Origin of the sequence: Streptomyces sp. NBC_00078 (assembly GCF_026343335.1) — a bacterium.
GTDB lineage: Bacteria > Actinomycetota > Actinomycetes > Streptomycetales > Streptomycetaceae > Streptomyces.
The window spans coordinates 3,790,407-3,803,548 of sequence record NZ_JAPELX010000001.1 but is presented as its reverse complement, the minus strand read 5'-3'; the positions used below and the strand labels follow the sequence as shown (position 1 = coordinate 3,803,548).

At 70.1% G+C, this 13,142-nt stretch carries 12 protein-coding genes and 1 tRNA gene; 9 read left to right on the top strand and 4 right to left on the bottom strand.

The window, feature by feature from the left end; all coding sequences use genetic code 11:
* Positions 1-24 precede the first annotated feature (24 nt).
* Entirely contained in the window at positions 25-1,560 is a 1,536-nt protein-coding gene (locus OOK07_RS17670; RefSeq protein WP_266801969.1) for a potassium/proton antiporter, read from the bottom strand.
* A gap of 240 nt (positions 1,561-1,800) precedes the next feature.
* On the opposite strand from OOK07_RS17670, the gene OOK07_RS17665 reads away from it, so the two are divergent.
* Positions 1,801-4,560 carry a penicillin acylase family protein gene (locus OOK07_RS17665; protein ID WP_266797334.1) on the top strand — a complete coding sequence of 920 codons (2,760 nt, stop codon included), beginning with the start codon at positions 1,801-1,803 and terminating at the stop codon, positions 4,558-4,560.
* 83 nt (positions 4,561-4,643) lie between these two features.
* Here OOK07_RS17665 and OOK07_RS17660 read toward each other — a convergent pair whose 3' ends face one another.
* A complete protein-coding gene (locus OOK07_RS17660) occupies positions 4,644-5,264 on the bottom strand; it encodes a 5-formyltetrahydrofolate cyclo-ligase (protein WP_266797332.1) in 621 nt (206 codons plus the stop codon).
* Between the two features lie 93 nt (positions 5,265-5,357).
* On the opposite strand from OOK07_RS17660, the gene galU reads away from it, so the two are divergent.
* From galU to OOK07_RS17625, 7 genes are all read left to right on the top strand, one after another.
* The gene (galU, locus tag OOK07_RS17655) at positions 5,358-6,260 is read left to right on the top strand and encodes a UTP--glucose-1-phosphate uridylyltransferase GalU (RefSeq protein WP_266681329.1); all 903 of its coding nucleotides are present in this window, start codon (positions 5,358-5,360) and stop codon (positions 6,258-6,260) included.
* 4 nt (positions 6,261-6,264) lie between these two features.
* Positions 6,265-7,587, top strand: coding sequence for a molybdotransferase-like divisome protein Glp (glp, locus tag OOK07_RS17650; RefSeq protein ID WP_266681327.1), 1,323 nt, complete (start codon positions 6,265-6,267; stop codon positions 7,585-7,587).
* Positions 7,588-7,671: 84 nt separating this feature from the next.
* Positions 7,672-8,151 (top strand): cyclic pyranopterin monophosphate synthase MoaC, encoded by a 480-nt coding sequence (moaC, locus tag OOK07_RS17645; RefSeq protein WP_266681325.1) that lies wholly within the window; start codon positions 7,672-7,674, stop codon positions 8,149-8,151.
* On the top strand, positions 8,148-8,654 hold the full coding sequence (locus OOK07_RS17640) for a MogA/MoaB family molybdenum cofactor biosynthesis protein (protein WP_266797330.1): 507 nt from the start codon (positions 8,148-8,150) through the stop codon (positions 8,652-8,654). The genes moaC and OOK07_RS17640 overlap by 4 nt, the downstream gene beginning before the upstream one ends.
* Before the next feature lie 20 nt (positions 8,655-8,674).
* Positions 8,675-9,277, top strand: coding sequence for a GNAT family N-acetyltransferase (locus OOK07_RS17635; protein WP_266681321.1), 603 nt, complete (start codon positions 8,675-8,677; stop codon positions 9,275-9,277).
* Between the two features lie 200 nt (positions 9,278-9,477).
* Positions 9,478-10,695: a divisome protein SepX/GlpR gene (gene sepX / locus OOK07_RS17630; protein ID WP_266797328.1), complete on the top strand. Its 1,218-nt coding sequence runs from the start codon at positions 9,478-9,480 to the stop codon at positions 10,693-10,695.
* A 91-nt stretch (positions 10,696-10,786) separates the two neighbouring features.
* Positions 10,787-10,860, top strand: a tRNA-Ala gene (locus OOK07_RS17625).
* 154 nt (positions 10,861-11,014) lie between these two features.
* Here the strand turns inward: OOK07_RS17625 and OOK07_RS17620 are convergent.
* Positions 11,015-11,506 carry a GNAT family N-acetyltransferase gene (locus tag OOK07_RS17620; RefSeq protein ID WP_266681317.1) on the bottom strand — a complete coding sequence of 164 codons (492 nt, stop codon included), beginning with the start codon at positions 11,504-11,506 and terminating at the stop codon, positions 11,015-11,017.
* 69 nt (positions 11,507-11,575) lie between these two features.
* Here OOK07_RS17620 and OOK07_RS17615 point away from each other — a divergent pair, with 69 nt between their 5' ends.
* Positions 11,576-12,391: an exodeoxyribonuclease III gene (locus OOK07_RS17615; protein WP_266681315.1), complete on the top strand. Its 816-nt coding sequence runs from the start codon at positions 11,576-11,578 to the stop codon at positions 12,389-12,391.
* Positions 12,392-12,404: 13 nt separating this feature from the next.
* Here the strand turns inward: OOK07_RS17615 and OOK07_RS17610 are convergent, their stop codons facing one another.
* Entirely contained in the window at positions 12,405-13,034 is a 630-nt protein-coding gene (locus tag OOK07_RS17610; protein ID WP_266801968.1) for a MerR family transcriptional regulator, read from the bottom strand.
* Between the last annotated feature and the right edge of the window lie 108 nt (positions 13,035-13,142).

Genomic DNA, 13,142 nt, shown 5'->3' with positions numbered 1-13,142 from the left:
CCGCGCCTCGGTGCCGCGCGCGCCTCAGCGCCCCGGCCGCGCCCCGTTCGTCCCGAGCCACCCGGCCAGCTTGCCGCCGTGGCCCACGGCGCGCAGTCGCCGCTCCGCCGCGTCCCGCACCGGATCCGTGGCGACGACGAGCAACTCGTCGCCGTGCCGCAGGACCGTCGTGGGCAGCGGGACAAACGATTTTCCTTCGCGTACGACGAGGGTGACGGCGGCCCCGGCCGGCAGCCGCAGCTCGTTGACCTCGACGCCGTGCATCCTCGACCCCTCGGGGATCGCGACCGACAGCAGATGCCCGCGCAGCCGCTCCAGCGGAGCGGACTCGACGCCGAGGTCGGCGGCCTCCTGGTCCTCCCCCAGGCGCAGCGTGCGGGCGAGCCACGGCAGCGTCGGCCCCTGGACCAGGGTGTAGACGACGACCAGGACGAAGACGATGTTGAAGATGCGGCGGCTGGCGTCCATGCCCTGCACCATCGGGATGGTCGCGAGAATGATGGGGACCGCGCCGCGCAGCCCGGCCCAGGACATCAGGGTCTGCTCCTGCCAGGGCACCCGGAACGGCGTCAGGCACAGCATCACGCCCAGGGGCCGCGCCACCATCGTCAGTACCAGGCCGATGACGAGCGCGGGCCACACGTCGTCGCCCAGCTCGTGCGGAGTGACCAGGAGACCGAGCAGGACGAACATGCCGATCTGGGCGATCCAGCCGAGCCCGTCGGCGAAGCCGCGCGTCGCGGGCCAGTGGGGCAGCTTCGCGTTGCCCATCACCATCGAGGCGAGGTAGACGCCCAGGAAGCCGCTGCCGTGCGCCAGTGCACCGCCCGCGTATGCCGTGACCGCGATCGCCATGACGGCGATCGGATAGAGGCCGGAGGCGGGCAGCGCCACGTGCCTGAGGCCCCAGGAGCCGAGCCAGCCCACCGCGAGGCCGATGGCTGCGCCGATGGCCAGCTCCAGGGCTATCTCGCCCAGCAGTGCGTACCAGTGTTCGACCGGACCCACCGTGGAGAAGGCGACGACCAGGATGACCACGGGTGCGTCGTTGAAACCGGACTCGGCCTCCAGGGTGCCCGTCACGCGCGCGGGCAGAGGGATCTTCCGCAGGACCGAGAAGACCGCCGCCGCGTCCGTCGAGGAGACGACGGCCCCGATGATGAGCGCCTGACGCCACTCCAGCCCGATCAGATGGTGGGCGGCCGTGGCCGTGACTCCGACGCTCACCGCGACGCCGACCACTGCCAGCGCGGAGGCGGCCGGCAGGGCGGGCCTGATCTCCTTCCACTTCGTGCTCAGTCCACCTTCGGCCAGGATCACGACGAGGGCCGCGTATCCGATGACCTGAGTGAGTTCGGCGTTGTCGAAGCGGACGTCGCCGATGCCGTCCTGTCCCATGGCGATGCCGATCCCCAGGTACACGAGCAGGCTGGGGAGCCCGCTGCGCGAGGAGATCCGGACCGCTGCCACAGCGACGAGCAGGACGAGCGAGCAGACGAGCAGAAGCTGGTTGAGATGGTGGACAGTCAGCGGCCGTTCCCTTCCCTGGCTCACACGCATCCCGCGCGGGAGCTCACGTACATAGGACACGAAGCCGGTGAACTCCGCACCCAGGTACTTCGTTACCTTACCTAACTCTTGACGATTTCTTGACACTCCCGGTGGCGAGATCGAATGCCCGCCCCCGCTCGTTCCCGACTCCGCGTCAAGGGCCGCAAGGCCCTGCGCCTATGGTTGCTCCAGCGCTCATTCAAACGTCACGACCCGCCTGCCGCTCGCGTGAGGACAGCAAGGACAGCGATGCCCCCCAACACCACCGCCACAACGGGTGACAAGCCCGGCAAGTCCGGCAGGAAGAAGGGGCGCAAAGCCCGATTGGTCGTGCTCGTCCTGGTGCTGGCCATCATCGGCGGCATCGCCTTCGGGGCGTACTGGTCCATCAGCACCGTCCGGGCGTCGTTCCCGCAGACGAAGGGCTCGATCACTCTCGACGGTCTGTCAGGCCCCGTCGACGTCAAGCGCGACGGCAACGGCATCCCGCAGATCTACGCCTCCTCCGACGCGGACCTGTTCATGGCGCAGGGCTACGTCCAGGCGCAGGACCGGTTCTACGAGATGGACGTGCGCCGCCACATGACCTCCGGGCGCCTGTCGGAGATGTTCGGCAAGGGCCAGGTCAAGAACGACGAGTTCCTGCGGACCCTGGGCTGGGACCGCGTCGCGAAGCAGGAGTACGACACAAAACTGTCGGCCTCCACCAAGAAGAACCTCCAGGCCTACGCCAAGGGAGTCAACGCCTACCTGCAGGGCAAGGACGGCAAGGACATCTCCCTGGAGTACGCGGCGCTGGGCTTCACCAACGACTACAAGCCCGCGCAGTGGACCCCCGTCGACTCGGTCTCGTGGCTGAAGGCGATGGCCTGGGACCTGCGCGGCAACATGCAGGACGAGATCGACCGCGCCCTGATGACCAGTCGGCTCGGCCCCAAGCAGATCGCCGACCTGTACCCGGACTACCCCTACAGCCGCAACAAGGCGATCGTCCAGGAGGGCCAGTACGACGAGCTCACCAAGACGTTCGAGCAGAACGGCGGCACGTCCGGCAGTGGCACGTCCACGAGCGGCACGACGGGCACGTCCTCGACGTCGACGGGCTCGGCCCTGCAGAGCCAGCTGTCGGGTCTCTACAACGTCCTGGATGACGTGCCCACGGCCGTCGGCGTGAACGGCCAGGGCATCGGCTCCAACTCCTGGGTCGTCGCCGGAAGTCACACCATCACCGGCCACCCCCTGCTGGCCAACGACCCGCACCTGTCGGCCTCGCTGCCGTCCGTCTGGTACCAGATGGGCCTGCACTGCCGCACCGTCTCCAGCAAGTGTCAGTACGACGTCACCGGTTACACCTTCGCGGGCATGCCCGGCGTGGTCATCGGCCACAACCAGGACATCGCCTGGGGCATGACCAACTCCGGTGTCGACGTCACCGACCTCTACCTGGAGAAGCTCAGCGGCGACGGATACCTGTACGACGGCACCGTCAAGCCCCTCACCACGCGTGAGGAGACCATCAAGGTCGCCGGCGGCTCCGCCAAGAAGATCATCGTCCGCCAGACCGCCGACGGCATGCCACTGCTGTCCGACCGGGACGACGAGCTCGTCAAGGTCGGCAAGAAGGCCACCGTCGACACGGCCGCGCCCGACCGCGGCGACGGCTACGGCATCGCGCTGCGCTGGACCGCCCTCGACCCCGGCACCTCCATGGACGCCGTCTTCGCGATGGACAGGGCCTCGAACTGGAGCGGGTTCCGCTCCGCGGCCAAACTGTTCGACGTGCCCTCGCAGAACCTCGTCTACGCCGACAGGACCAACATCGGCTACACGCTGCCCGGGAAGATCCCCACGCGCGCGAAGAAGGCCGACGGCTCCATCCCCGCGCCCGGCTGGGACTCCGGCTACAAGTGGACCGGGTACATCCCGCAGGACGCGCTGCCCTACGAGTACAACCCGAAGCGCGGCTACATCGTCACCGCCAACCAGGCCGTGGTCGACCCGGACAAGTACCCCTACACGCTCACCACGGACTGGGGCTACGGCACCCGAAGCCAGCGCATCACCGACCTCATCGAGTCGAAGATCAAGGGCGGCGGCAAGGTCTCCACCGACGACATGCGCCAGATGCAGCTGGACAACAGCAGCGAGATCGCCAAGCTGCTCGTCCCCAAGCTGCTGAAGATCGACATCAAGGACAAGGACGTCCGCCAGGCGCAGGAACTGCTGGAGGGCTGGGACTACACCCAGGACGCCGACTCGGCTGCCGCCGCCTACTTCAACGCGGTCTGGCGCAACGTCCTCAAGCTCGCCTTCGGCAACAAGCTGCCCAAGGAACTGCGGGTCGAAGGCCAGTGCCTGTGGGTCGATCCCGTCAGTAGCACCGGGCCCGCGGACGACACGAACAAGGTCCGTGAGTGCGGTCAGCGCGACGCCGACCAGGCACAGCCGGACGGCGGCGACCGCTGGTTCGAGGTCGTGCGCACCCTCATGAACGACCAGAAGAGCGACTGGTGGACCACGCCCAAGTCGCTCACCCGGCCCGGCGCGAACGACAACCGTGACGATCTGTTCGCGCGCGCCATGATCGACGCCCGCTGGGAGCTGACCGCCAAGCTCGGCAAGGACATCGACACCTGGAGCTGGGGCCGGCTGCACCGCCTGTTCCTGAAGAACCAGACCCTCGGCACCGACGGCCCCGCCTTCGTGAAGTACATCCTCAACCGCGGACCCTGGAAGCTCAGCGGCGGCGAGGCGACGGTCAACGCCACCGGCTGGAACGCCGCCGGCGGCTACGGTGTCGTGTGGGTGCCGTCGATGCGGATGGTGGTCAACCTCGGCGACCTCGACAAGTCGAAGTGGATCAACCTCACCGGCGCCTCGGGGCACGCCTACAGTGCCCACTACACCGACCAGACGAGCAAGTGGGTCAAGGGTGAACTGCTCGACTGGAGCTTCACCGACAAGGCCGTGGACCAGGGCACGAGCGACACCCTCGTGCTGAAGCCGTGAGCCGCTGAACGCAAGGGCCCGGCAACGGCAGTGAAATGGCCTTCCACGCGCGCGTGGAAGGCCATTTCGCATGACAGGGCGGATCAGCCGCTCCCGAAGCGGCGCATTCCCGAAGGCGTCACCACCGCCTGCACCGGCCGGTCGTGCGCCTCCTCCGGTACGTGCTCGACGACCTCCGAGTCGTACAGCAGCACCACGAGCGCGGGATGCGAGCCCGCGCGCTCCAGACGTGCGAGGACGCGGTCGTACGACCCTCCGCCGCGCCCCAGCCGCATCCCGCGCGCGTCGACCGCGAGCCCGGGCAGCAGCACGACGTCCGCCCCGGTCACGGCGTCCGGGCCGAGACGCTCCCCGGACGGCTCGAAGAGAGCCATTTTCCCGCCGTGTTGGACCCGCGCGAGGGAGCCCTCTCCGGCGTACGCGCCCCAGTCGAGGTCGTTGTCCGGAAGCAGCGCGGGGAGCAGCACGCGCACGCCCCGCGCGCGCAGCGCGTCCAGCAGCGTGAGCGTCCCCGGCTCGCTGCCCACGGAGACGTACGCCGCCACCGTGCGGGCCTGCGCCAGCTCGGGCAGCCGGAGCGCGCGCCCGGCCAGCGCGGTCGCGGCCTCCCGCACGTCATCGACCGTCAACCTGCTTCTCACCGCGAGGAACCCTCGCCGCAACATTCGCTTGTCAGGCTCGGCCGCACGTCCGAGGTGACTCATAGGTCGCACCCGTACCCTTCCCAATGCACTCATATGAGAGCCAATTAATCGGAGCCACAGATTCCCAACAAACGCACCGGATAGGGTTGCGGCATGACCCAGTCGCACCCAAGGATCAGTAAGGCTGTCATCCCCGCAGCAGGCCTCGGCACCCGGTTCCTGCCGGCCACCAAGGCCACTCCCAAGGAGATGCTGCCGGTCGTCGACAAGCCGGCGATCCAGTACGTGGTCGAGGAGGCCGTGTCCGCGGGCCTCGACGACGTCCTCATGATCACGGGCCGCAACAAGCGCCCCCTAGAGGACCACTTCGACCGCAACTACGAGCTGGAGTCCGCCCTCCAGAAGAAGGGCGACGCGGGCCGGCTCGCCAAGGTCCAGGAGTCCAGCGACCTCGCGACCATGCACTACGTGCGACAGGGTGACCCCCGGGGGCTCGGTCACGCCGTGCTGTGCGCCGCCCCGCACGTCGGCCACGAGCCCTTCGCCGTCCTGCTCGGCGACGACCTGATCGACCCGCGCGACCCGCTGCTCGCGCGCATGGTGGACGTCCAGGAGCAGCGCGGCGGCAGTGTCATCGCGCTCATGGAGGTCGCGCCGGAGCAGATCCACCTCTACGGATGCGCGGCCGTCGAGGCCACCGAGGACGGCGACGTCGTCAAGGTGACCGGCATGGTCGAGAAGCCGGACGCGGCGGACGCCCCCTCGAACTACGCCATCATCGGCCGCTACGTCCTCGACCCGCACGTCTTCGGCATCCTGCGCGAGACCGAGCCCGGCCGCGGCGGCGAGATCCAGCTCACCGACGCCCTCCAGCAGCTCGCGCAGGACGAGAAGGTCGGCGGCCCGGTGCACGGAGTCGTCTTCAAGGGCCGCCGCTATGACACCGGCGACCGCGGTGACTATCTGCGTGCCATTGTCAGGCTCGCGTGCGAACGTGAAGACCTGGGCCCGGACTTCCGGACCTGGCTTCGCAGTTACGTAGCCGAGGAGATGTAGCACGTTGAGCAGCGCCGCGCCCCGCGCCACCGGCCAGGACCACCTCTGGTCGGTGGACGAGCACCTGGAGGACATCCTCGCGACCGTCCGCCCCCTGGAACCCATCGAGTTGAACCTCATGGACGCACAGGGCTGTGTCCTGGTCGAGGACGTCACGGTGCCGCTCTCGCTGCCACCGTTCGACAACAGCTCCATGGACGGGTACGCGGTGCGGGTCGCGGATGTCGCGGGCGCGAGCGAGGAGTTCCCGGCCGTCCTGGATGTCATCGGGGACGTCGCGGCGGGCCAGGCCGACCTGCTGCAGGTGGGCCCCGGCCAGGCCGCCCGCATCATGACCGGCGCCCCGCTCCCGCCCGGCGCCGAGACCGTCGTCCCCGTCGAGTGGACCGACGGGGGCCTCGGCGAGGGTCCGGTGTCCGGCATGCGTGCCCGGGCCCTGGCCCCCGAGGGCGCCGAGGGCCACGTACACGTGTACCGCTCCGCCGAGGCACGCGCGCACGTGCGGGCGAAGGGCAGCGACGTGCGGTCCGGGGACCGTGCCCTCGAAGCCGGCACGATCCTCGGACCGCCCCAGATCGCCCTGCTCGCCGCGATCGGCCGCGGCACGGTCCGCGTGCGCCCGCGCCCACGCGTGGTCGTCATGTCCACCGGCAGCGAACTCGTCCAGCCCGACGAGGAACTGCGCAGCGGCCAGATCTACGACTCCAACAGCTTCGCCCTCACCGCCTGCGCCCGCGACGCCGGGGCCATCGCCTACCGCGTGGGCGCAGTCCCGGACGAGGCCGAGACCCTCCGCTCCACCATCGAGGACCAGCTCGTCCGCGCCGACCTCATGGTCACGACCGGCGGGGTGAGCGTCGGGGCGTACGACGTCGTCAAGGAGGCGCTCTCGCACGTCGGTGACGAGGACGAGGCGGGCAGCGGCATCGAGTTCCGCAAGCTCGCCATGCAGCCCGGCAAGCCCCAGGGCTTCGGCACCATCGGCCCCGAGCACACCCCGCTGCTGGCGCTCCCCGGCAACCCGGTGTCGTCGTACGTCTCCTTCGAGTTGTTCGTCCGCCCCGCGATCCGCACCCTCATGGGCCTCGACGACGTCCACCGGCCGCGCACCCGCGCGACCCTGACCACCGGCAAGGCGCTGACCTCGCCGAAGGGCCGCAGACAGTTCCTGCGCGGGACGTACGCCGACGGCTCCGTGACTCCGGTCGGCGGCGCCGGATCACACCTGGTCGCGGCCCTCGCGCGCGCCGACGCGCTGATCGTCGTCCCCGAGGACGTGGAGTCGGTCGAGCCCGGCACCGAGGTCGAGGTCGTCCTGCTCGGCTGAGGGCTCCTGGTTGGCGGTACCGTGTCGCGCACAGCAGACCCGTGCGCCGCACCGCGCCGGGCCGGGACCGGGAGCGCCTCACAGATGAACACGCAGGACCGACTGACGCACATCGACGACGCGGGCGCCGCCCGTATGGTCGACGTGTCCGGCAAGGACGTCACCGCGCGGACCGCCCGCGCCAGCGGCCGCGTCCTCGTCTCACCCCGTGTGGTCGAACTGCTGCGCGGCGAGGGGGTCCCCAAGGGCGACGCCCTGGCCACCGCACGCATCGCGGGCATCATGGGCGCCAAGCGCACCCCGGACCTCATCCCGCTCTGCCACCCGTTGTCGGTGTCCGGTGTGAAACTGGACCTGTCGGTCGCGGACGACGCCGTGGAGATCCTCGCCACGGTGAAGACCACGGACCGCACGGGCGTCGAGATGGAGGCCCTCACCGCGGTCTCCGTCGCCGCGCTCACCGTGATCGACATGGTCAAGGCGGTCGACAAGGGAGCGGTCATCACGGACGTGCGGGTGGAGGAGAAGACCGGCGGCAAGTCGGGCGACTGGAGCCGGCCATGACGTATCGCGCTCTGGTGGTCACCGCCTCCAACAGGGCGGCCTCAGGGGTCTACGAGGACAAGGGCGGCCCGCGGGTCGCCGCCGGCCTCGAAGGTCTCGGCTTCGCCGTCGACGGTCCACGGGTCGTCCCCGACGGCGACCCGGTGGAGGCCGCGCTGCGTGCGGGTGCCGAGGCGGGGTACGACGTGATCGTGACGACCGGCGGCACCGGCATCTCACCCACCGACCGCACACCCGAAGCGACGAGCGCGGTGATCGACTACGAGGTGCCGGGCATCGCGGAGGCCATCAGGGCGTTCGGACGGGAGAAGGTGCCCACCGCCGCGCTCTCCCGGGGCCTGGCCGGAGTGGCGGGAAGGACGCTGATCGTCAATCTGCCGGGTTCCACCGGCGGGGTGAAGGACGGACTGGCCGTCCTGGAACCCCTGCTGATGCACGCCGTCGACCAGATCCGCGGCGGCGACCACCCCAGACCCGGCGTCACCACTGGGGGTGCGAGCTGAACAGCCCATCCTGGCCCGTCGTGCTGACGGACGGAGACGTCGTCCTCAGGCCGATAAAGCTGCGCGACCAGCGGGCCTGGCGCGAGGTCAACCGGCGCAACCGGGACTGGCTGCGCCCCTGGGAGGCGACGATTCCGCCGCCCACGCCGAGCGGGCCGATCGCGCACCGGCCGACCTACCGGCAGATGGTCCGCCACCTTCGGGCCGAGGCCAACTCCGGCCGGATGCTGCCGTTCGTCATCGAGTACCAGGGGCGGCTGGTCGGGCAGTTGACGGTCGCCGGAATCACCTGGGGTTCGATGTGCTCGGGCCACATCGGTTACTGGGTGGACGAGTCGGTGGCCGGCCGCGGCGTGATGCCGACGGCCGTGGCACTCGTCGTGGACCACTGTTTCCGGGCCGTCGGTCTGCACCGCATCGAGGTCTGCATTCGACCCGAGAACGGGCCCAGCCGCCGGGTCGTGGAGAAACTCGGATTCCGTGACGAGGGCCTCAGGCCGCGTTATCTCCACATCGACGGAGCCTGGCGCGACCACCTGGTCTTCGCACTGACCGCGGAAGAGGTTCCGGACGGGCTGCTGAGCCGCTGGCAACGGGCACGCACGCGGGGGAATCCCGCATAGCCCGTCCTTGGCGCGTTCGTAGAATTGAATAAGTGTTCGAAATTGATCGGGCGGCGACCACCTCGGGGCATTAAATTCACGCCCTCGGTGGGCCGCTGATCGCATCGGTCACAAAAAAAGTTCGAAATATCAGCCAGATCGTGCGACACACCGGCTCAATTGGCAGATGGCCTCACGCAAACCCCTCTACCGTGTGAGGCGTGAGCAGCAGCGGCCTCATCTACGCAGTCATTGTCGGGGCCTGGGCCGCCTACTTGGTGCCGATGTGGCTCCGTAGGCAGGACGAGCTGAACGAGGCCCGTCCGACGGAACGCTTCAGCACCGCCATCCGGCTCCTGTCCGGACGGGCGGGTATGGAGCGCCGATACGCCAAGGACCTGCAGGCGCGCTCCACCGAAGAGGAGGAGCCCAGCGCCCGTCGACCGGACGCCGTCACCGATTCGGTGGACGTCCGGGCCTTCGCCATGCCTCCGGCCCGCCCGCAGGCACGCGCCGAGGTGCGCGCGGAGGCACCGGCGCAGGCGCCAGGACATCCCAAACCAGCACGCGAACAGGTGGAAGCACCGGCGCCCGCAGCGGCCCCCGCGCCTGTACGCAAGCGGGCACCCGCCCCTCGGCGCACGCCCTCGGAGGAAGCGGCCGCGGCGCGTGCCCGGCGTACCAAGGTGCTCGCGCGCCGCCGGCGTACCACCGTGATGCTCTTCATCGCGTTCACGTTCGGCACGATCGTCGCCGCGGTCGGAGGCCTCGCGTTCCTCTGGGCGCCCGGCGTACCCGCCGTGCTGCTCAGCGGCTACATCGCGTACCTGCGCTCCCAGGAGCGACGCCGTTTCGCCTACCAGATGGACCGGCGCCACGCCGAGGCCGCCGCACAGCGGCTCCGGGAGCGCTCGCGTCAGCCGCGCCGGCGCGCTGCCGCCGCCGAGGTGGACGCCGACGAACCGGAGGAGGGGCCAGAGCAGGAAACCGACCCCGGGCTGTCCGCGCTCGCCGCCGACCGCCGCGCCCTCGTCGAGCAGACCGACCACGCCGAGTGGGTCGACCAGCAGCGCGAGCGGCAGCGACGGCCAGGGCGCGGCGACAGCTGGGACCCGGTGCCGGTGCCGCTGCCGACGTACGTGACCGCGCCGGTCGCGCCGCGGGCCACCGCGGAGGTGGACCTCGGAGCCCCTGACGCGTGGAGCTCGGCCCGGTCGAGTTCCGTCGCCCGGGACCAGGAGGCACAGACGGGCCCCGGCGCCGAGCACCGGGACGTCGCGGAGCCGGGCGCGGAGGCCCCCGCGGAGGAGAGGGCCGACGACGACGGGCGCTGTGACGCCCGCCGTGCGGCTTCCGCGCGGCGGGCACGGGAGCGCGGTCGTACACCGCTGTTCGATCAGTACGAGGAAGGCGACCGGCGGCGGGCCGCCAACGAGTAGTCCCCGCCCCCACCTGTGCCGCTGCCCTCAGCCGGGCCGGAACGGATTTTCAAGCACGCGGATCGGGGTGCTAGAGTTTCTCTCGTTGCAAGGGCCTGTGGCGCAGTCCGGTAGCGCACCTCGTTCGCATCGAGGGGGCCAGGGGTTCGAATCCCCTCAGGTCCACCGCAACAACTATCCCGAGGAGACTCGGGGGAGTTGAGGAGATCCCGTCCGATCGGTTGATCGGACGGGATCTTTGTTTTGGCCGATGGTTTCGGTTGATGTTCCGTCAGCGGGTGGCCCCCGTGCCCCGGCGGTACCGGCCCACTGGCCGGCCTCAGGAGCCGATCGCGCCCAGCTGCTTGGCGAAGCACCGGCTGGAGTCGTAGTGCCGGTAGTAACCGAACTTCTCGCACGGCTCGTAACCGCTGGACGTGTAGAGGGCAATGGCCTCCGGCTGCTTCGTGCCCGTCTCCAGGACCATGCGCAGCCGGCCGGCTCTGGAGGCGTCCTCCTCCAGAGCGGCCAGGATGCGCCGGGCGAGGCCGCGTCCGCGGGCGCCGTCCACCACGTACATCCGCTTGACCTCGGCATCGCCGTCGCGGTTGCCCTCGTCGTTCGTGTCCTGGGCACGCCAGCCGCCCGTGGCGACGGGGCTGTCGTTCTCGTCGTACACGATGAAGTACACGCCGTTCGGCGGCTCGAAGTCCGCCGGGTCCAGGGAGGTCGCGTCTCCGCCGTCGCCGTAGCGCACGTGGTACTCGGCCTGGACCTGGTCGTTCAGCTTCACGGCGTCCGGGTGCTCGAAAGAGACGCGGCGTATATTCATGTCGGAGATCGTACACCTATGCATACTGTGGAATCCGGACTCCGTCCAGTGTGCCGGTATCGTGCCCGCGTGCTCACTGTGACCTCCGTCAACGTCAATGGACTGCGCGCCGCCGCGAAGAAGGGCTTCGTGGAGTGGTTCGCCGGGACCTCCGCCGATGTGCTCTGCCTGCAGGAGGTGCGCGCCGAGCCGGGGCAGCTGCCCGAGCATGTGCGCACGCCCGACGGCTGGCACGTGGTGCACGCGCCGGCCGCCGCCAAGGGCCGCGCCGGCGTCTCCCTCTATACCCGGCGCGAACCCGACCGCATCCAGGTCGGCTTCGGGTCCGCCGAGTTCGACGCCGCCGGGCGGTACGTCGAGGTCGACCTGCCGGGCGTCACGGTCGCCTCCCTCTACCTCCCCTCCGGCGAGGTCGGCACCGAGCGCCAGGACGAGAAGCTCCGCTTCATGGACGAGTTCCTCGCCCATCTGAAGACGCTGCGACGGCGGGCCGCCGCCGACGGGCGCGAGGTGGTCGTCTGCGGCGACTGGAACATCGCCCACCAGCGGGCCGACCTCAAGAACTGGCGTGGCAACACCAAGAACTCCGGCTTCCTGCCGGAGGAACGGGAGTGGCTGGGGCGGGTCTTCGACGCGGCGGACGGGGACGAGGGCGCAGGGTATGTGGATGTGGTGCGGGCGCTGCATCCCGATGTCGAGGGGCCGTACACCTGGTGGTCTTACCGGGGGCGGGCTTTCGACAACGATTCAGGATGGCGGATCGACTACCAGGTCTCGACGCCCGGTCTCGCAGCCAGGGCCGTCAAGGCCTACGTCGAGCGGGCGGCCACGCATGACGAGCGGTGGTCGGACCATGCGCCCGTGACCGCGGTGTACGACCTGTAGGCGAGCCGTTCCGTCAGTCCCGGCTCGGGTCCCGCTTGCGCAACCGCCGGTCCAGCGCCAGCGAAAGCTCCGCCTCCACCACGCTCCGGGCCAGGGGGCGCAGGCGCTGGAGGTCGTCCTCGTGGGCGTGGTGCAGGACGAGTTCGGCGAACATCTCTGCCAGGGCGTCGACATGTTCGCGGACGCGGGCGCCCGCCTTGAGGACCTCCGCGAGGGGGATGCCCTCGCGGACCAGGGCCGAGGAGACGTCCAGGAGGCGGCGGCTGATGTGGACGATCTCGTCGCCGTCGGTGCCGAGGTAGCCGAGCGCCATCGCGGCCGCGAGGTTCTCAGGGGTGACCTCGCCCTCGAAGCGGGCGGCGAGTTCCTCGGGGGTGAGGCGGACGGGCTCCTCCTCGGTGGGAGTGACGCCGAGGACGGCGGCCATGTCGCGGCCGTGGTCGAGGGCCTCCGCCAGTTCCGCGATGCCGGTGAGGGTGTGGCCGCGTTCCAGGAGCGCCGCGATCGTGCGCAGGCGGGCCAGGTGGTGATCGTCGTACCAGGCGATGCGGCCCTCGCGGCGGGGCGGCGGGATCAGCTTGCGTTCGCGGTAGAAGCGCAGGGTGCGCACCGTGATGCCGGCCAGCCCGGCCAGCTCCTCCATGCGGTACTCGCGTCGTCCGTCGTCCCCTGCCACGTGACGCAGCCTATGTTGTACCGCCGGTACCCGCGGCGGCAGCCGCTGATGTGAACGCTTTCCCCCGACCCCTAC

Excerpts from the sequence above, each read along its gene's own strand:
- OOK07_RS17670 (WP_266801969.1), bottom strand. The coding sequence starts at position 1,560 with ATGCGTGTGAGCCAGGGAAGGGAACGGCCGCTGACTGTCCACCATCTC.
- OOK07_RS17665 (WP_266797334.1), top strand. The coding sequence starts at position 1,801 with ATGCCCCCCAACACCACCGCCACAACGGGTGACAAGCCCGGCAAGTCC.
- OOK07_RS17660 (WP_266797332.1), bottom strand. The coding sequence starts at position 5,264 with ATGAGTCACCTCGGACGTGCGGCCGAGCCTGACAAGCGAATGTTGCGG.
- galU (WP_266681329.1), top strand. The coding sequence starts at position 5,358 with ATGACCCAGTCGCACCCAAGGATCAGTAAGGCTGTCATCCCCGCAGCA.
- moaC (WP_266681325.1), top strand. The coding sequence starts at position 7,672 with ATGAACACGCAGGACCGACTGACGCACATCGACGACGCGGGCGCCGCC.
- OOK07_RS17640 (WP_266797330.1), top strand. The coding sequence starts at position 8,148 with ATGACGTATCGCGCTCTGGTGGTCACCGCCTCCAACAGGGCGGCCTCA.
- OOK07_RS17620 (WP_266681317.1), bottom strand. The coding sequence starts at position 11,506 with ATGAATATACGCCGCGTCTCTTTCGAGCACCCGGACGCCGTGAAGCTG.
- OOK07_RS17610 (WP_266801968.1), bottom strand. The coding sequence starts at position 13,034 with ATGGAGGAGCTGGCCGGGCTGGCCGGCATCACGGTGCGCACCCTGCGC.